15 protein-coding genes are annotated in these 19,449 nt (G+C 50.6%); 6 read left to right on the top strand and 9 right to left on the bottom strand.

What is annotated here, in order from left to right; genetic code table 11:
* Positions 1-65: 65 nt before the first annotated feature.
* The 4 genes from argH to argC form a co-directional block, all read right to left on the bottom strand.
* A complete protein-coding gene (gene argH / locus LVQ77_RS20425; RefSeq protein WP_232905362.1) occupies positions 66-1,439 on the bottom strand; it encodes an argininosuccinate lyase in 1,374 nt (457 codons plus the stop codon).
* 155 nt (positions 1,440-1,594) lie between these two features.
* Positions 1,595-2,812, bottom strand: a complete 1,218-nt coding sequence (locus tag LVQ77_RS20420; RefSeq protein WP_232905361.1) for an argininosuccinate synthase — start codon at positions 2,810-2,812, stop codon at positions 1,595-1,597.
* Positions 2,813-2,840: 28 nt separating this feature from the next.
* Positions 2,841-3,617 carry an acetylglutamate kinase gene (argB, locus tag LVQ77_RS20415; RefSeq protein WP_120066756.1) on the bottom strand — a complete coding sequence of 259 codons (777 nt, stop codon included), beginning with the start codon at positions 3,615-3,617 and terminating at the stop codon, positions 2,841-2,843.
* Positions 3,618-3,632: 15 nt separating this feature from the next.
* Positions 3,633-4,637, bottom strand: coding sequence for an N-acetyl-gamma-glutamyl-phosphate reductase (argC, locus tag LVQ77_RS20410; RefSeq protein WP_232866031.1), 1,005 nt, complete (start codon positions 4,635-4,637; stop codon positions 3,633-3,635).
* A gap of 184 nt (positions 4,638-4,821) precedes the next feature.
* Here argC and argE point away from each other — a divergent pair, with 184 nt between their 5' ends.
* The 3 genes from argE to LVQ77_RS20395 all read left to right on the top strand — a co-directional run bounded on the left by argE (position 4,822) and on the right by LVQ77_RS20395 (position 9,842).
* The gene (gene argE, locus LVQ77_RS20405) at positions 4,822-5,973 is read left to right on the top strand and encodes an acetylornithine deacetylase (RefSeq protein ID WP_232905360.1); all 1,152 of its coding nucleotides are present in this window, start codon (positions 4,822-4,824) and stop codon (positions 5,971-5,973) included.
* Positions 5,974-6,214: 241 nt separating this feature from the next.
* Complete coding sequence (ppc, locus tag LVQ77_RS20400; RefSeq protein WP_064515102.1) at positions 6,215-8,866, top strand: phosphoenolpyruvate carboxylase; 2,652 nt, start codon at positions 6,215-6,217, stop codon at positions 8,864-8,866.
* Between the two features lie 115 nt (positions 8,867-8,981).
* Entirely contained in the window at positions 8,982-9,842 is an 861-nt protein-coding gene (locus LVQ77_RS20395; RefSeq protein ID WP_232866029.1) for a helix-turn-helix transcriptional regulator, read from the top strand.
* Here the strand turns inward: LVQ77_RS20395 and LVQ77_RS20390 are convergent.
* From LVQ77_RS20390 to LVQ77_RS20370, 5 genes are read right to left on the bottom strand one after another with little or no spacing between them, the layout of a single operon-like run.
* A complete protein-coding gene (locus LVQ77_RS20390; protein WP_232866028.1) occupies positions 9,829-10,173 on the bottom strand; it encodes a PTS fructose-like transporter subunit IIB in 345 nt (114 codons plus the stop codon). The two genes, LVQ77_RS20395 and LVQ77_RS20390, sit on opposite strands and share 14 nt — an antisense overlap.
* Before the next feature lie 21 nt (positions 10,174-10,194).
* Complete coding sequence (locus LVQ77_RS20385; RefSeq protein ID WP_232905359.1) at positions 10,195-11,070, bottom strand: [formate-C-acetyltransferase]-activating enzyme; 876 nt, start codon at positions 11,068-11,070, stop codon at positions 10,195-10,197.
* A complete protein-coding gene (locus LVQ77_RS20380; RefSeq protein ID WP_232905358.1) occupies positions 11,036-13,333 on the bottom strand; it encodes a formate C-acetyltransferase in 2,298 nt (765 codons plus the stop codon). Before LVQ77_RS20380 ends, LVQ77_RS20385 begins: the two co-directional genes overlap by 35 nt.
* Positions 13,334-13,362: 29 nt before the next feature.
* Entirely contained in the window at positions 13,363-13,683 is a 321-nt protein-coding gene (locus LVQ77_RS20375) for a PTS fructose-like transporter subunit IIB (RefSeq protein ID WP_034461400.1), read from the bottom strand.
* 22 nt (positions 13,684-13,705) lie between these two features.
* Positions 13,706-14,788: a PTS fructose transporter subunit EIIC gene (locus tag LVQ77_RS20370; protein ID WP_232866025.1), complete on the bottom strand. Its 1,083-nt coding sequence runs from the start codon at positions 14,786-14,788 to the stop codon at positions 13,706-13,708.
* 308 nt (positions 14,789-15,096) lie between these two features.
* On the opposite strand from LVQ77_RS20370, the gene ptsP reads away from it, so the two are divergent.
* Genes ptsP through gldA form a run of 3 tightly spaced genes read left to right on the top strand, consistent with a single transcriptional unit; the run spans position 15,097 to position 19,408 of the window.
* Positions 15,097-17,598 carry a phosphoenolpyruvate--protein phosphotransferase gene (gene ptsP / locus LVQ77_RS20365; RefSeq protein ID WP_232905357.1) on the top strand — a complete coding sequence of 834 codons (2,502 nt, stop codon included), beginning with the start codon at positions 15,097-15,099 and terminating at the stop codon, positions 17,596-17,598.
* A 21-nt stretch (positions 17,599-17,619) separates the two neighbouring features.
* Positions 17,620-18,282 carry a fructose-6-phosphate aldolase gene (gene fsa / locus LVQ77_RS20360; RefSeq protein WP_232905356.1) on the top strand — a complete coding sequence of 221 codons (663 nt, stop codon included), beginning with the start codon at positions 17,620-17,622 and terminating at the stop codon, positions 18,280-18,282.
* A gap of 22 nt (positions 18,283-18,304) precedes the next feature.
* Positions 18,305-19,408, top strand: coding sequence for a bifunctional L-1,2-propanediol dehydrogenase/glycerol dehydrogenase (gene gldA / locus LVQ77_RS20355; RefSeq protein ID WP_232905355.1), 1,104 nt, complete (start codon positions 18,305-18,307; stop codon positions 19,406-19,408).
* The last annotated feature ends 41 nt before the right edge of the window (positions 19,409-19,449 follow it).

Genomic DNA, 19,449 nt, shown 5'->3' with positions numbered 1-19,449 from the left:
TTTTTATCCGTTAGATACAAAAAAAGCCCGGCACAAGGCCAGGCTCATTTTATCCTGCAAAACGTTTACACCAGGCGCTGCTTCGCATCGCTAATCGCCAATGCTACCTGCTGAGGAGAAACGCCGCCTTTGGCTGAGCGCTTATTCAGGCATGATTGCAATGACAAAATGGGATAAACATCATCGCCGATAGTGGCGCTGAATTTCTGCAAATCTCCCAGCGGCAACGCTTCCAGCGCTTTGCCCTGACGGATCGCCTCGACCACCGCTTCGCCCACAATATGGTGCGCTTCACGGAACGGCACACCTTTGGCGACCAGATAATCAGCCAGCTCAGTGGCGTTAGCGTAACCTTGCTCAGCCGCCTCTTTGCAGCGCGGGCGTTTCACCTGAATACCATCAAGCACCAACACGGACATATGCAGGCAATCCAACCAGGTATCGAGCGCGTCGAACAGGCCTTCTTTGTCTTCCTGCATATCTTTGTTGTACGCCAGCGGCAAGCCTTTCAGCGTCATCATCATGCCGGTCAATGCACCCTGAACACGGCCGCATTTGCCACGAATCAGCTCCAGCGCGTCCGGGTTTTTCTTCTGTGGCATCAAGGAAGAGCCAGAGGTCACGCGGTCAGACAACTCAACAAACCCAGCTTCCCCGGTATTGAAGAAAATCAGGTCTTCTGCGAAACGGGACAGGTGAACCATACCGATGGACGCGTCAGAAAGCAGTTCCAGCACATGGTCACGGTCAGAGACGCTATCCAGGCTATTGCGCGTCGCAGATGCAAAACCTAACCAGCCAGCAAGTTGCTCACGGTCGATTTCATAGGCTGTACCAGCCAATGCGCCGCTGCCCAGCGGGCTAACGTCGAGGCGCTCCAGCGTGCTCTGCAAACGGCTTTCATCACGCGCCAGCATTTCAACGTAAGCCAGGCACCAGTGTGCAAAAGTCACCGGCTGTGCACGTTGCAGGTGCGTATAACCCGGCATGACTGCATCCTGGTTATTCTCAGCGGTTTCAACCAGCGCATGTTGCAGTTGGCGAGTCGCCCCCAACAATTCACTGATTTGCATTTTGCACCACAGTTTAAGGTCAGTGGCGACCTGGTCATTACGGCTACGGCCAGTGTGGAGTTTTTTACCCAGCGCACCGACTTTATCAATCAGTTTGCCTTCCACCCAACTGTGAATATCTTCCGCATCGCTCTCAAGGATCGCTTGCGGATTGGCCTGCACTTCTTCCAACAGGAAATTCAGTGCCTGCTCAAGCTCCTGCTGCTCAGCAACAGTCAGAACACCAACGGTAACCAGCGCTTTGGACCAGGCGACAGAACCCACAATATCTTGCTCAGCCAGTCGGTAATCAAAGCGCAATGAATCATTGAACGATTTGAAACGTTGGTCTGCTGCCTGAGTAAAACGTCCACCCCAAAGTGCCATAGTGATGCTCCATTGATTAAATGATTCGACTACCGTCAGGCGTTATCGTCGAAGGCAGTTTGGACACGGCCAGCGCACAGGAACCGGAGCGTACATGAAGTACGTGAGGATTCCGAGCACTGCCCGGGTTCAAAATGACAAGTAAGATAGCCTGATTACTTCTTAAGTTCGTTTAAAGCACGAATACGTGATGACAACGAGAACAGACGGATAAAGCCGCCCGCGTGGCTATGGTCATACACTTCATCTTCGCCGAACGTTGCGAACTCTTCGCTATACAGGCTGTTCGGAGATTTTTTCTGCTTCGCAGTGACATGGCCTTTATACAACTCCAGCACCACTTCGCCGTTAACTTCTTCTGCCAGTGATTCCGCAGATGCCTGCAGAGATTTACGCAGTGGTGCGAACCAGCGACCGTCGTAAACCACGTAAGACATTTCCAGGCCCAACTGCTCGCGCCATTTGAAGCTATCGCGGTCCAGAACCAACTGCTCAACACCACGCAGTGCCGCCATCATGATGGTGCCTCCTGGGGTTTCGTAGCAGCCGCGGGATTTAATCCCAACCAGACGGTTTTCGACGATATCGATACGCCCGATGCCATGCTTAGAACCGATTTTGTTCAGCGTTTCCAGGCACTGGAACGGGCTCATGGTTTCGCCGTTAACGGCAACGACTTTGCCTTTTTTAACCGTAACCGTCACTTCTTCTGCCTGATCTGGCGCTTCTTTAGGATCAACAGTCCAGACCCAGCAATCTTTGTTCGGAGCATTCCATGGGCTTTCCAGCACGCCGCCTTCAGTTGAGATGTGCCATGCGTTTTCGTCACGGCTGTAGATTTTCTCAAGAGAAGCGGTAGTTGGAATGTCACGCTCTTTCAAGTAATCAAGCAGTGCTTCACGGGAACGCAGGTTCCACTCACGCCATGGCGCAACCACTTTCAGATGTGGAGCCAGTGCCGCCCATGCGGATTCGAAACGCACCTGGTCGTTGCCTTTGCCGGTCGCACCGTGGCACAGCGCATCTGCGCCCACTTTGTTTGCCACATCCACCAGCGCTTTGGCGATCAAAGGACGCGCCATTGATGTACCTAGCAGATAGGTGCCTTCGTACAGTGCGCCAGTTTGCAGAACCGGGTAAACGTAATCGCTGATGAACTCTTCACGCGCATCAACGACGTAGCATTCAGTTGCACCGGAACGCAGTGCTTTTTGCTCAACGCCTTTCAGGTCTTCACGGTCCTGGCCGATATCCACCACACATGCGACCACTTCACAGCCGCCGTAGTTTTCTTTCAACCAAGGAATAATGGCAGAAGTATCCAGGCCGCCAGAGTATGCGAGAACGATTTTTTTGATGCCGTGATTTTGCATTGTCTTATCCTTCAAATCTTTTTCTAATTTAAGCGAGAATACGGGTGCCAATAGCCACACCGTTAAACAAAGAAGGTAACTGCTCCGCATGACGCCAGGATGCAATATCCACCGGGCGACCCAGCGTGCGTGCTGCATCCAGCGCCGCGTTAACTTTAACTATCATGCCGTCGGTAATAATGCCCTGAGCGATTAGCTGCTCAGCTTTCGCCGCCGTCATTTCTGCAATACGTTGACCTTTGCCATCCAGAATACCGCTAACGTCTGACAGCAGAATCAGGTCTGCACCGAGTGTTGCCGCCAGCGCTGTTGCGGCCTGGTCGGCATTCACATTCATCAACTCACCTTCAGCAGTGACGCCAATAGAGCTGACAATCGGCAGAAAACCAGAATCCAAAAGAGTGGTAATCAGCTTAGCGGAACCCGGTTTCGCCAGGCCTACGTGGCCCAACTCTTCGTCGAGTTTGGTCACGGTGACGCTGTCGCCATCGCCGAGGCAAAGACCGACACCATTGATGCCATGCTTTTTCGCCCACGCCAACAAGGTTTTGTTCGCCGTTCCCGCCAGCGCACCGGTAATAATGTCAATCTGGTCGGCAGGCGTCACACGCAGGCCGTTTTTCTTGGTCACCGGCAGAGAGAGTTTTTTCATTAGTTCGTCTACCAGGCAGCCGCCGCCGTGCACAATCACCAGCGGGCGTTGATGGGATTCGCGGTAATTGACAAGCGCGGTAAACAGACGCTCCAGCGCTTCTTCGCTATCAAGCAGTACGCCGCCTAATTTGATAATTAATGGATTCATCATGTCACCCGGCATCAATTAAATAAGAGACTGCGTTTCGGCAAAGCCAAAACGAATATTAAGGCATTGCACAGCCTGAGCTGATGCGCCTTTCAGAAGATTGTCTTCCGTGGCGACGACAATCAGATGCTCACCCTGTACTGCAAAACCGATATCGCAGAATGGTAACCCAACCACATTTTTCAGTGCCGGCACGCCTTTGTCATACAGGCGCACTAACGGTTTATTCTGGTACGCCTGATTAAAAACATCGGCGATTTGTTGCTGCGTCACACCCGCGTTCAGGCGGCAGGTGATGGTTTCCAGAATCCCACGCGGGAAATTGCCCAGGTGAGGTGTGAAAATCACCGGAGTACCAAGATGCGTCGAAATTTCTGGATGATGGCGATGATTAAAAATGCCATACGGTTGCAAGCTGACTTCGCAGAAACTGTTGGAAATCGCGGCCTTACGCCCTGCTCCACTGACCCCGCTGGTTGCGTTAATCACTGGCCACTGCGTCAAATCCAGCAACCCGGCATCAATCAGCGGTTTTAACGCCAGTTGCGCCGCAGTCGGATAGCAGCCAGGGACTGAGATCAAACTGGTTTCTTTCAGTTTGTCGCTCTGCCATTCAGCAAGGCCATACACCGCCTGCTCCAGCAGTTCCGGATGTTGATGGGTAAAACCGTAATAGCGCTGATAGAACTCAGCATCGTTAACGCGGAATGCACCAGAAAGGTCGATAACGACACAGCCTTTTGCCAGGAATTGTGGCGCCAGATCGTGGCTCACTTCATGGGCAGTTGCGAGGAACACAACATCGACACCGTCAGTAAATTCGCTGATATCCGACATCGCCTGTAACGGCATGTCGACAATACCTTTTAATTGCGGATGCAATTCAGATATCAATTTTCCTGCGTCATTACTTTGCGCTGAAACCGTCAATGCGGTTATGTTCATATGAGGATGGCGATTCAAATAGTTCACAAGCTCTGCGCCTGCATAACCGCTGGCACCAACAATCAGCGTATTCAACATCTCGGCTGTACACCTTCTTAGGTTGTGTCTGCTAAAGGTGTCAGCTGGTAAGCCATCACCCAACGTGCAATTACGTGGTTAAATCCACCGGAACCTGGGGTTCCCTTACGGCAGTTAATATTGTATTTTTATTCAATATAATTGCATGATTATGTATACCAACCCGAGCTAAGGCCTGTCAACAGTGAAGATGAAATTACCTCCTTTTATCGAGATTTACCGCGCGTTGATCGCGACTCCTTCCATCAGCGCCACCGACAGCGCGTTGGATCAGAGCAATGAGTCTTTAATCAATTTATTGGCTGGATGGTTCCGCGACCTGGGCTTCAATGTAGAAGTACAACCGGTTCCTGGTACGCGCAATAAATTCAATATGCTGGCGAGTACCGGAAACGGTGCTGGTGGCTTACTGCTGGCAGGGCATACCGATACGGTGCCGTTTGATGATGGCCGCTGGACACGCGACCCGTTCACGCTGACTGAGCACGAAAACAAGCTGTACGGTCTCGGCACCGCCGATATGAAAGGGTTCTTTGCCTTTATTCTTGATTCATTGCGTGATGTCGATGTGACGAAGCTTAAAAAGCCACTCTATATTCTGGCGACGGCTGATGAAGAAACGACGATGACGGGCGCTCGCTATTTCTCTGAGACCACCCATATTCGCCCGGACTGCGCCATCATTGGTGAACCGACATCATTGCAGCCAGTCCGCGCACATAAAGGTCATATCTCTAATGCGATTCGGATTCTTGGCCAGTCCGGCCACTCCAGCGATCCTGCCCGCGGCGTAAATGCTATCGAGCTGATGCACGATGCAATTGGCCATATTATGTCGCTGAAAAACACCCTGAAAGACCGCTATCACCACGATGCATTTACCGTGCCGTATCCAACGCTGAACCTCGGCCACATTAGCGGTGGCGATGCCGCCAACCGTATTTGTGCCTGTTGCGAACTGCATATGGATATTCGCCCGCTGCCGGGGCTGACATTAAACGATCTGAACGGTTTGCTGAACGAAGCGCTGGAACCGGTGAGCCAGAAATGGCCGGGTCGCCTGACGATTTCTGAACTGCACCCGCCAATTCCTGGCTATGAATGCGCCAAAGATCATCAGTTGGTGCAAGTGGTTGAGAAATTACTCGGCGCACAAACCGAAGTGGTGAACTACTGCACCGAAGCGCCATTTATTCAGACTCTTTGCCCGACATTGGTACTTGGCCCTGGTTCCATCAACCAGGCGCACCAGCCGGATGAATACATCGAAACACGTTTTATCGAGCCAACTCGCAAACTGATTACTCAGGTAGTGCATCATTTTTGCTGGCATTGAAAAATAGCGTGTATGGGGGTTTTGCCCCCTTTTTAAGCTACTTTTTAGCGGATCCTCATAAGAAACGCTTATCTACGAAGTTAGTAATTAAATTTCATGAATTAGCGCAATTTATTCGTTTGCTGAAACGATTTCGTAGCAATTGACGAAATCAGACTTACGTGGCTTTATAAAGACGGTGTTGAACCTTCACGGGTGAAATTAAATTACATATTAGATTGGATAGGGTGTCTGGGGTCATATGAACGAACAGTATTCCGCTTTGCGAAGTAATGTCAGTATGCTCGGCAAGTTGCTCGGGGATACCATCAAGGATGCGTTAGGTGAAAACATTCTTGACCGCGTAGAAACAATCCGCAAATTGTCGAAGTCCTCCCGGGCTGGCAATGAAGCTAATCGTCAGGAGCTGCTAACCACATTGCAGAACCTGTCTAACGATGAACTACTCCCTGTAGCCCGTGCATTCAGCCAATTCTTGAATCTGGCCAACACCGCCGAGCAATATCACAGCATTTCAGCCAATGGCGAAGCCGCCAGCAATCCCGAAGTTATCGCTAAGACTCTCCAAAAATTAAAAAACCAGCCGGACCTTAGTGAAGCCGCCATTCGTGATGCTGTTGAGTCTTTGTCACTGGAATTAGTGCTGACCGCACACCCAACCGAAATCACCCGTCGCACCCTGATTCACAAACTGGTTGAAGTAAACAGTTGCCTGAAGCAACTCGACCACAGCGACATCGCCGATTACGAGCGTAACCAGATTATGCGCCGTCTGCGCCAACTGGTCGCTCAGGCGTGGCACACCGATGAAATCCGTAAGCACCGCCCTTCCCCTGTAGATGAAGCAAAATGGGGCTTTGCGGTAGTAGAAAACAGCCTGTGGGAAGGGGTTCCAAACTACCTGCGTGAGCTGAACGAGCAACTTGAAGACAATCTGAATTACAAACTGCCGGTCGATTTTGTTCCGGTACGTTTCACTTCATGGATGGGCGGCGACCGCGACGGCAACCCGAACGTAACTGCTGATATTACCCGTCACGTTCTGCTGCTAAGCCGCTGGAAAGCAACCGACCTGTTCCTGCGCGATATTCAGGTACTGATTTCCGAACTGTCGATGGTGGAATGTACGCCAGAGCTGAGTGAACTGGCAGGCCCAGACGCTGCACAAGAACCATATCGCTGCATCATGAAAGGCATTCGTCAGCAATTACTGGCGACACAAGCCTGGCTGGAAGCTCGCCTGAAAGGCCAGCGTCTGCCAAAACCTGAAGGTTTGTTAACACAAAACGAACAGCTTTGGGACCCGCTTTATGCGTGTTACCAATCGCTGCAAGCATGTGGAATGGGCATTATCGCCAACGGTCAGTTGCTTGATACCCTGCGCCGCGTGAAAAGCTTCGGCGTGCCATTAGTACGCATTGATGTGCGCCAGGAAAGTACTCGTCATACCGAAGCACTCGGTGAGATGACGCGTTACCTGGGTATTGGCGATTACGAAAGCTGGTCTGAAGCCGACAAACAAGCCTTCCTTATCCGCGAGCTGAATTCAAAACGCCCTCTGCTGCCACGCCAGTGGGAGCCGAGCGATGACACCCGCGAAGTGCTGGAAACCTGCAAAGTGGTTGCCGAAGCACCGCGTGGCTCTATCGCTGCGTATGTTATCTCCATGGCGAAAACGCCTTCTGACGTACTGGCCGTTCATCTGCTACTAAAAGAAGCTGGCTGCACCTTCGCTCTGCCGGTTGCACCACTGTTTGAAACACTCGACGACCTGAACAACGCCGACGACGTCATGACTCAGTTGCTAAACATCGACTGGTATCGCGGCTTTATTCAGGGCAAACAGATGGTCATGATTGGCTATTCTGATTCCGCAAAAGATGCAGGCGTGATGGCAGCATCCTGGGCGCAATACCAGGCTCAGGACGCACTGATCAAAACCTGCGAGAAAGCCGGAATTACCCTGACGCTGTTCCACGGACGTGGTGGTTCTATCGGCCGCGGCGGTGCGCCTGCGCACGCAGCTCTGCTTTCTCAACCGCCGGGCAGCCTGAAAGGTGGCCTGCGTGTGACCGAGCAAGGCGAGATGATTCGCTTTAAATACGGTCTGCCGGAAATCACCATCAGCAGCCTGTCGCTCTACACCAGCGCGATTCTGGAAGCCAACCTGTTGCCGCCGCCAGAGCCGAAAAAAGAGTGGAAACATATCATGGAGGATCTGTCAGTGACCTCCTGTGATATGTACCGTGGATATATCCGCGAAAATGAAGACTTCGTGCCGTACTTCCGCTCGGCAACACCAGAGTTGGAACTGGGTAAACTGCCGCTGGGCTCACGCCCTGCGAAGCGTAAACCTAACGGTGGCGTTGAATCCCTGCGTGCCATTCCGTGGATCTTCGCCTGGACGCAGAACCGCCTGATGTTGCCAGCCTGGCTGGGTGCCGGTGCTGCGCTACAAAAAGTGGTCGAAGATGGCAAACAAGATGTGCTGGAAACGATGTGCCGCGACTGGCCATTCTTCTCCACACGCCTCGGCATGCTGGAAATGGTGTTTGCAAAAGCTGACCTGTGGCTTGCGGAATACTACGATCAGCGCCTGGTGAAACCTGAACTGTGGGGCCTGGGCACACAGTTGCGTGACCAACTGGAAGCCGATATCAAAGTGGTTCTGGATATCGCCAACGATTCACACCTGATGGCTGACCTGCCATGGATTGCCGAGTCCATCCAGTTGCGTAACATCTATACCGACCCACTGAACGTCTTGCAGGCCGAATTGCTGCATCGTTCACGTCAGTTGGAAGATAAAGGTGAAGAGCCAAATGCGCAGGTAGAACAAGCATTGATGGTGACGATTGCAGGTGTTGCAGCAGGTATGCGTAACACAGGCTAACGACTTCATTCCTCATTCAAACCTCGCTGCGGCGAGGTTTTTTGTTTTTACGCATACGCACTTATCCGGCGTTATGGCACGATGAACATCCCTGTTTAGCCTGGTGTGAACTGTTATGAACTACGATATTAATCAAATCATTTCCCGGCTACTAAACAACACGCCGGGCATTCAACAGGTTTGGCTGGCCGATAACCAGACCCCGCCGCCATCGCTGGCGTATCAGGTTGATTTTCCACGTATAGAGATAATCCTCGATGGCATAGTGGTAGATACTTGCCATGCAGGGCAAACGGTCTGCATGAAAGAACATGATGTGCTCTATATCCCCGCGAAATGCTGGAACAGCCCGCAGTGGAAAACACCGGTCACCACGTTGAATATTTTATTCGGCAAACAGCAATTGGGTTTCAGCGTGATGCACTGGGATGGCGAGAAATTTCACATGCTCGGCAAGCAAAATGTTGCACGCCGCGGCCCGCGGATTGGCTCATTTTTGCTACAGGCACTTAATGAATTGATGATGCAAGCGTACGACCAACAAACCACACGCTTTATTATCAGCAGCATCCTCAGCCACTGCACAGACCTGCTCGGCAGCCAAATCCAGACATCATCACGCAGCCAGGCCTTATTTGAAGCGATACGTGAATACATAGATACCAAATACCCGGAACCCCTAACCCGTGAATCCGTAGCACAGGCATTCTATATTTCACCGAATTATCTCTCGCACCTGTTCCAGAAAACCGGGGCCGTTGGTTTTAACGAATACCTAAATTACACTCGCCTGGAACATGCCAAAACGCTGCTTAAACGTTACGATCTGAAAGTTAAGGAAGTGGCTCACGCCTGCGGATTCATCGACAGTAACTATTTTTGCCGCCTGTTTAGAAAGAATACGGACAGGTCACCGTCTGAATATCGACGCCAATATCATAGCCAGTTGACCGAAAAATCCATCAACTCAGAATGATGTGCGTGTGTTGCGGAGTACCAAAGATTCGTCGCACTGCGGACATCGTTTTTTGCGGCTCCCGAAGGAATGCATTAATACCGGTTTGTACGCAACGGCAATGATTGAAGCGTGTTGCTCCCGCCAGTTCAATATCAGTAATTAGCAATACAACATCGGCTTGCTCAATATCCATTTGGGTCAGTTCGTTTTCAATTCCCAGCGCTCCCTGAGTCTCTATTTTTACTGACCATTTTTCTTGCTGGCAGAGTTTTTCGAGCCGTTCGGCAGCCATATAGGTGTGAGCGACACCGCTAACACATGCCGTTACTGCAACCAGATGTCGAGTCATCCTCACGCTCCTCCATTAAGGCTAGCCACCCATTGTCACACGGAAACCGGCATTTTCTGCCATCTGTTGCAACGGGGCGATATCTGATACGCCAGGTGGCGCAATACCCTCCATATTCCATGACCGACCCAGTAACTGATATTTCGGCTCACCGTACTGATGGAATGGAAGTAAATGAAGATCGGTAAGTTTTAATGGAGCCAGGAACTGCAGGATCTCCACCATATTACCTCTTTCAAGAGTGTAGCCGGGTATCAGCGGAACCCGTGGAATTACATGAATTCCAGACTCCACCAGCATCTTTAGGTTCTGCAGAACTCTGGGCTGGTTGATGTTCAGCACTGATTTTGCCTTTTCACTGTCCATAATCTTCACATCGAACAACACTTCATCACACTGCTTTGCCAGAGCGAGAATTTTCTCAGGAGCGGCATCACCGGCCGTCTCAATTGCGGTATGAATACCTAACAATTTTAGACGTTTTAAAAATCGCGTAGCAAAAGCCGCCTGCATCAAAACTTCCCCGCCAGAAAGCGTCACTCCACCACCTGAAGAACGGAAGAAAACGTCGTCTTTAAGAACCTCTTTTTCCAGCTGAGCCAGAGAGTAATCGCGACCGATTCTTTCCATTGCTCCAGAAGGGCATTCATCTGCATCATTCAGACAGGCTGAGCAATGCAGGCACTTTGACAATCGTCTTACGGTTTCAATTTTCCCGGAAATAGACTCCGGGTTAGCGCACCATGGACAGTAATGTGGGCAACCTTTAAAGAAAACTACTGTACGGATCCCATGACCATCATTTAGAGAGTAGCGCTGAATATTGAAGATCCGTGCTTTTATTGCATCGTCTTCAATAACCTCACAGTTGATGCGCTGTACGGCGGATAATGTCATCCTGAATCTCCTTCGACAGCTCAACAAAGAAGGCGCTGTATCCCGCAACCCGAACTACCAATCCAGCGAAATCCTGCGGGCGTAGTTGAGCCTCACGAAGGGTTTCGGCATTGACGACGTTGAATTGAATATGCTGCAATTTAAGCTTCGTGAACGCGCCAATGAAATCTGCCAGTTTATGAAGCCCAGCATCACCTTCCAGCGTGCTGGGAGTGAATTTGACGTTCAACAACGTACCGTTGGAGAGTAAATAATTATCCAATTTACTGACCGATTTCAGCACCGCCGTTGGCCCCTGACAGTCCTGGCCCAACATTGGAGATAAACCACCATCAGCCAATTGCTCACCCGCATAACGCCCGTCAGGAGTGGCACCGACGACTGCCCCCAATGGCACATGGGCTGAAACGGTGTAAGAGCCTGGAGTAAAATATCCACCGCGTGGATTACGATACTTCTCGACCTCTTTACAGTAGAAACGCAGCAGATCAGCACTAATGTTGTCTACTTCATCAATATCGTTGCCGTACTTCTCGAAGCGGTTCATCAACCGTGCGCGTATTTTTTCCCCTTCTGGGGTAGCAAAGTTCTCTTTCAATACCGCCAGAAGTTCATCAAAACTTAAGCGTTGCTGTTCAAACACCATGCCATTTAGGGCATATAGCGAATCACTCAAGTTAGCGATACCTATCCCTTGAACACCAGAGAAGTTATAACGGGCACCACCCTCAGTAATGTCTTTACCATGGGAAAGACAATCATCGATAAACGATGAAAGCAGCGGAACAGGCGCCCAATCACGGTGGCCGATATCACAAATGTTACTACCCTCAACCATCAGCTTGATGTAGTGGCGAATTTTGTCACGGATTTGCTGCAACAAATTCTGATAATCCAGTTCGCTATTCCCTTCGTTTTCAAGCAGCACAATTTCCATGACCTTCAAAAGATTGAACATGGCAATATCATGCAAACCGTAGGTTCTCCCAGGAATTGATAGCTCCACACATCCAACAACGGCGTAATCACGAGCATCCTCAAGCGACACTCCCCGATTAAGGAAAGCAGGCACCACAACTTCGTCATTAAAAATTTGTGGAATCCCAGTTCCCAGCCGCACAGTTTCAGCTGTTTTTAGCAAGAAGGGGCGGTCAATCAGTTCATTCACGCGCACCCCAAGATTCGGCTGCGGCAGTTGAATACTCTGGTAGGCATCCAGACACAAGAAGGAGAGTACATTTACCGCGCTGCGCCCATTTTCTGTCAGACCACCAAGCAAAATGGTGTATCCCGTTGGGAAGCCGGCGAAATAACGGGCGCTACTGGTGGAGCGCAGCAGGACGATGTCATTACATTTCACCCACAGCGATTCCAACAGTTCGCGCAGGAATGCTGGACTTTCGCCGCGATTAAGCGACGCCTGATAAAATGGCAGCATGTACTGATCAAATCGGCCAAGCGATAGCGAACTGGCGTTGGATTCGTACTGCAAAATGATATTCATGTACCAAAACAGCTGACATGCCTGCCAGAAATCTTCTGGTCTGGAAGCTGCGTTATGGCGGGAAATCTCGGCGATTTTCTGTAACTCATCGCGACGACAGGTGTCTGTGCATTCTGCAGCCAACGTCTCAGCCAGCTCGGCATAGCGCAAGATATGTCGCTGTGAAGCCTCCAGTAAAATCAATGCCGCTTGATAGAAGTGATTTCCTGGTGCTTGCTGGCAATGCTCTCGCAATTCCACCACCAACTTACCCAACCCATTCTGCAGCAGCCGCGGGTAATCAATAATGATATGCCCCTGCCCTTTATCGGTCTGGTTGACGCTAAAAATTTGCGTTTTTACTGCCGCTTTGACTTCATCCGTCATCTGACTATTGATGAAATCTTTCATTGAGCGTTTTTCCCAGTAAGGATAAAGCTGTTCGCGGTAAAGCTCTTTATCCTGCTCACTGATCTCAAAACGGTCTTGTGGGCGAGTCGAAAACTGCTCCAACTCTTTAAGCAGCCAGTAAGGGTCCATCTCCGGTGACATAATTCCGGCACGCGGTTTCACGGTTCGATTACCCGCGATCAACTCATCATTACGAATCGCTATTTGCACATTATCCAGAATGTACGCTGTTGCCTTAGCGCGACGTAACAACACATGTTCACCTTCTGTTGTACGGTGGCTAGCGGTATACAACATGGCGCGTTCCAGCGAAATTTCTCGCGGCTGGGCAAACAGTGCTAATTTCAGGCGTTCGATACGATGAGTCATGATGTGTTCCTTACTGGTCATTCAAAGGCTCAGGCTGTTTGCGCCAGATGGGCTTCAATTTTGCTCATGATGGCGTCAGCACGTTTCACCGCATCGCTAATGTTGACACGCACAATGGTTTTACCGGCAAAGCGCTCTTCCATTTTGATGCCAATATCTTTGGTCAAAATCACCATATCAGCACTGGCAACATCTGCAGCACTCAGTTCATTTTCAAGACCAATAGAACCCTGGGTTTCCACCTTCACTTCCCATCCTTTTGCTTTGGCTGCACTTTCCAGTGCTTCGGCAGCCATATAAGTATGTGCAACACCTGACGGGCAAGCGGTAACAGCAATAATCTTAGTCATGGTTAATTCCTTTTCGGCTCAATCAGTTAATTTCAAAATCCAGATCCAAATCATCTTCCGCTTTCGCTGGCATATCAGTCTGTTTTTTACGGGCAAAGGTTTTCAACAGGTTCACGCTAACTGCCGTGACGACCGCTCCTACCAATAACGCCACGATAAAACCAAGCTTGCCGTCAACAACCGGTAACACGATTAACCCACCCCAACCTGCGTAGCATTGTGCTCCCATCAACGCAGCGGTAACCGTTCCGCATACAGAACCCAGCATGATGGAAGGAATAACGCGTAATGGGTCAGCAGCAGCGAATGGAATAGCCCCTTCAGTCACACCAACACAGCCCATAACCACCGCCGCTTTACCCGCTTCACGCTCTTCTCCGGTAAAGTTTTTACGATTCATTAGCGTTGCCAGGCCAAGACCCAGAGGTGGAACAGCAATACCGACAGCAGCAATGGCCACTACGCTATACACACCCTGCGCTACGCAAATCAGCATAAAAGCATAAGCAACTTTGTTAACCGGGCCGCCCATATCAAACGCCAACATCAGCCCCATAATCACCGCCAGAACAACGATGCTGCCTTGCTGCATCCCTTGTAACCAATGGGTTAGATTGCTGGTTAATGTACCGACAGGCTCGCCCAGACCCCACATCATGATGCCCGCAGTAATAAAAGTGCCGATAATAGGAATGACAAAGATAGGCATCACCGAGCGCAGTATTTTTGGTACGGGGATTCTCTTGAGATAGAAGACAACAATGCCACCGATGATCCCCGCAATAATCGCCCCGAAGAAACCAGCGCCGAAACTGTTACCGACCCAGGCACCAATCGCACAAGGCGCCAGCGCCGCGCGTTCTGCAATGGAATAACCGATGTAAGCCGCAAGGAAAGGCACCATCAGCGTTAAACCAGCCACGCCAATATCGAATAGTTTTTTCAGGTTGGGATCGTTGAGCGCATCTGGTACCGCGCCTTTGCCATACAGCATGACGGAAACAGCCAGCAAAATACCGCCTGCAACCACGAATGGAATCATATGCGACACGCCTGTCATTAGATGCTGCCGCGTATTTTTGAGGATCTGGACCAACTCTTTCATAAAGCACTCCTGGCCTAAGCGGCTCATGTCCTAAATATTGGGGACACAATAGGCAATCCCGTCGTTGGCAGACAGTGGACAAAAATGCCATTTACTGGATTTTTGTAATGCTTAAGGAAAAATGAGATCCGTCTCAAAAGTTAGAGTTAATGGCCTCACCATTAACTAAGGCTGGTTTTGTGAGATATCTCGCAAATAAAACCAGACAATACATTTGTCCAGCTTTTGACAGTTTTGTCCCGTGGCGACTCCCGATGCAGGGCTCTTATCCTGTAGCCATTGTTTAGAGTTAGCTCAGGAGAACGTCTATGGCACTGGTTATCAATTTTCGTTGTGACTTACCCAACGGGGTACATGCCCGCCCAGCCAGTCATGTTGAAACACTGTGCAATCAGTTTTCTTCGACTGTTGAATGGATTAACTTGCGCACAGAGCGCCGTGGAAATGCCAAGAGTGCATTGGCACTTATTGGTACGGGGACGTTAAAAGGAGACGACTGCCAGTTACTGATCGCAGGCAGTGATGAAGAAGGAGCCTTCAACAGGCTTTCCGTTTTCATGCAGGACGAATTCCCTCACTGTGATGCTCCTCTACCAGAAACGCACAATAGTGAAGCTGCCCCGATTCCTGAATCCCTTGCACGCCTGAATCCCACGCTGTTTCATGCAAATCCGGTTTGTGGCGGAAGTGCCAGTGGCACACTGATACAACTCGCTTCCCTCGATTTAAACAAACTGGGGGAATTACCTGCGGCAGGAAATATAGATGAAGAGCAGGAGAAACTTGAGAGCGGGCTCGAAAAATTACTGAAAACCATCAACCTCCAGTTACTAGGAAATGACGGCACAGCGAGCGCCATTCTTGAGGCTCACCGTTCTTTGGCAAGCGATGCTTCATTGCGCACACTGCTTCTGGAACATGTCCATAATGGTGCCAGCAGTGCCACTGCTGTGGTAAAAACAGCAGAACACTTTTGTAATCAATTTTCCCAGTCAGGCAGTGCTTATCTGGAAGAGCGTGTGCTTGATGTTCGGGATGTCTGTTTTCAACTACTACAACATATCTATGGGGAACAGCGCTTCCCAGCACCTGGCAAGCTTCAGCAAGCCGCTATCTGTTTAGCTGATGAAATTACGCCAAGCCAGTTTCTTGAGCTGGATAAAACCCTACTCAAAGGTCTCCTGTTACGTAGTGGCGGAACCACCTCTCACACTGTCATTCTTGCTCGATCATTTAATATTCCAACTTTGGTGGGCGTTGATATCGACGCACTCACGCCGTGGTTGCAACAAACAGTGCAGATTGACGGTGATCTTGGTTTGGTCGTGGTAAATCTTAGCGAAGCGGTAAAACGCTATTACCAGCAAGAGGCTTATGTGCAGCAAGTCCTGCGCGATCAGCAAAAAGTCTGGCTCAACCAACCAGGACGTACTGCTGATGGTCTTCGTCTGGAAGTGGCAGCAAACATTGCTCATTGCGTTGAATCAGCTCCGGCATTTAATAACGGAGCAGAGGCTGTGGGCCTGTTTCGGACTGAAATGCTCTACATGGACCGCGCTCATGCCCCTTCCGAAGATGAGCTTTACAACATTTATTGTCAGGCGTTGGAAGGTGCAAACGGGCGCAGCATTATTGTGCGCACAATAGATATCGGCGGCGACAAGCCGGTGGATTACCTGAATATTCCTGCAGAAAACAATCCATTCCTCGGCTATCGCGCCGTACGTATTTATCAGGAATACCTGTCACTTTTCCACATTCAGTTACGCTCAATTTTGCGGGCATCTGCACATGGATCGTTAAAAATCATGATCCCGATGATCTCCTCAATGGAAGAGATCTTGTGGGTTAAAGATCAACTCGCGGAAGTGAAGCAGTCACTACGTAGCGAACATATCCCATTTGATGAAAAAATCCCCTTAGGCATCATGCTTGAAGTGCCATCGGTAATGTTCATTATCGACCAATGCTGCGAAGAAATTGATTTCTTTAGTATTGGCAGCAACGACCTGACGCAATATCTACTGGCCGTTGACCGCGACAATGCGAAGGTCACCCGTCATTACAACAGCCTGAACCCTGCTTTCTTACGAGCTCTGGATTACGCCGTGCAGGCAGTGCATCGCCAGGGGAAATGGATTGGGCTATGTGGCGAGCTGGGAGCAAAAGGCTCAGTTCTCCCGCTGCTTGTAGGTCTGGGGCTTGATGAAATCAGCATGAGTGCACCATCCATACCCGCAACAAAGGCACGTCTGGCCCAGCTTGACAGCCGAGCCTGTCGCCAGTTGCTTAATCAGGCGATGGCGTGTCGCACTTCTCTTGAAGTCGAACACTTATTGGCGCAATTCCGTATGACTCAGCAGGATGCACCGTTGATCACAACTCAGTGCATCTCCCTTGATAACAACTGGGGCAGCAAAGAAGAGGTCATTAAGGGAATGACCGATAACCTACTTATCGCTGGGCGCTGCCGTTACCCACGCAAACTTGAGGCCGATTTATGGGCGCGGGAAGCGGTGTTCTCTACGGGGCTGGGCTTTAGCTTCGCTATTCCGCACAGTAAATCAGAACATATCGAACAATCGACGATTAGCGTCGCCCGGCTCCCTGCCCCCGTTCAGTGGGGAGACGATGAGGCACAATTTATCATTATGTTGACGCTAAATAAGCATGCGGCAGGCGACCAGCATATGCGAATTTTCTCCCGCCTTGCGCGCCGCATCATGCATGCAGAATTCCGTGACTCCTTGGTAAATGCCACAAATGGCGAAGCCATCGCGGTTCTGCTAGCCCGTGAACTGGAACTGTAACTCACCCAAGAGGAAAAATTGATGGAGCTTTATCTCGATACAGCAAACGTTGCGGAAGTAGAACGTCTGGCGCGAATCTTCCCATTACAGGGAGTGACAACCAATCCGAGTATTATCGCCGCCAATGGCGAATCTATATGGGACGTACTGCCGCGTCTGCAAAATGCAGTGGGTAAAGAAGGTCGTCTGTTTGCACAGGTGATGAGCCGCAGCGCAGATGGAATGGTTGCAGAGGCGCAGAAACTCAGAGAGTGCGTTCCGGGTCTGGTGGTAAAAATTCCCGTTACTTTTGAGGGTCTGGCGGCGATTAAGCAGCTAACTGCTTTGGGTATTCCTACGCTGGGAACAGCTGTTTATAGCGCTGCTCAGGGATTGTTAGCTGCTCTCGCCGGAGCTGAGTACGTTGCTCCATATGTTAACCGCGTTGATGCGCAAGGCGGGGATGGCATTCGTATGGTTCAGGAGCTGCAAGCTTTGCTTGAGCTTCACGCTCCTGATAGCAAAGTTCTGGCAGCCAGTTTTAAAACTCCGCGTCAGGCACTGGATTGTTTACTGGCAGGATGCGAATCCATCACGCTTCCCCTTGATGTCGCCCAACAATTTTTGGCTGCGCCAGCAGTAGAATCGGCTGTGGTGAAGTTTGAAGAAGACTGGCAGAAAGCGTTTGGTCGCCTGAGCCTGTAACGGACACAAAAGGAGGCAGTGAATGGATCGCATAATACAGTCACCGGGTAAGTATATTCAGGGCGCTGAGGTTATTTGCCGCCTCGGCAACTATCTCAAACCACTGGCTGAGCGCTGGCTAGTGGTCGGAGACAAATTTGTCTTAGGGTTTGCCGAGTCCACACTAGAAAAAAGCTTCAAAGAGGCCGGACTGGGATTCGAAATCACACCTTTTGGCGGCGAATGCTCGCAAAATGAGATCGACCGTCTACGTAGCGTAGCTGAGAAAGCACGATGCGGCGCCGTGCTCGGTATCGGCGGCGGTAAAACGCTGGATACCGCCAAAGCACTGGCCCACTTTATGGGCGTGCCGGTTGCCGTAGCGCCTACGATTGCTTCTACTGATGCACCTTGCAGCGCATTGTCCGTGATTTATACCGATGAAGGTGAGTTTGACCGCTACCTGATGCTACCGAACAACCCAAATATGGTGATTGTAGATACTCAAATCGTGGCGAATGCACCGGCACGCCTTTTAGCCGCGGGCATCGGCGATGCGCTTGCCACCTGGTTTGAGGCTCGCGCCTGCTCTCGCAGTGGTGCCACCACCATGGCGGGTGGTAAGTGTACTCAGGCAGCACTTGCGCTGGCAGAGCTTTGCTACAACACGCTGATTGAAGAAGGTGAAAAAGCGATGTTGGCCGCCGAGCTGCATGTCGTGACCCCTGCCCTTGAACGCGTGATTGAAGCCAACACATATCTGAGTGGCGTCGGCTTTGAAAGTGGTGGCCTGGCCGCAGCCCATGCGGTGCATAACGGTCTGACGGCAATCCCAGATGCACACCATTACTATCACGGTGAAAAAGTCGCATTCGGTACACTGACGCAACTGGTGCTGGAAAACGCGCCGGTAGAAGAGATTGAAACGGTCGCAGCACTTTGCCACTCCGTTGGCTTACCGATAACGCTGGCGCAACTGGATATCAAACAGGACGTTCAGGAAAAAATGCGCATCGTGGCAAAGGTGTCTTGTGCGGAAGGTGAAACTATTCACAACATGCCAGGCGGTGTCACTTCCGATCAGATTTACGCAGCACTGCTGGTCGCCGACCAGTACGGGCAACGTTTCTTGCAAGAGTGGGAATAATACCGATAAAAAAATCCCCGCTTTTTTGCGGGGATTTTCAC

Origin of the sequence: Buttiauxella cochleicola (assembly GCF_021282435.1) — a bacterium.
Taxonomy (GTDB): Bacteria; Pseudomonadota; Gammaproteobacteria; order Enterobacterales; family Enterobacteriaceae; genus Buttiauxella; species Buttiauxella massiliensis.
This window is presented reverse-complemented; position numbering and strand designations above follow the sequence as displayed.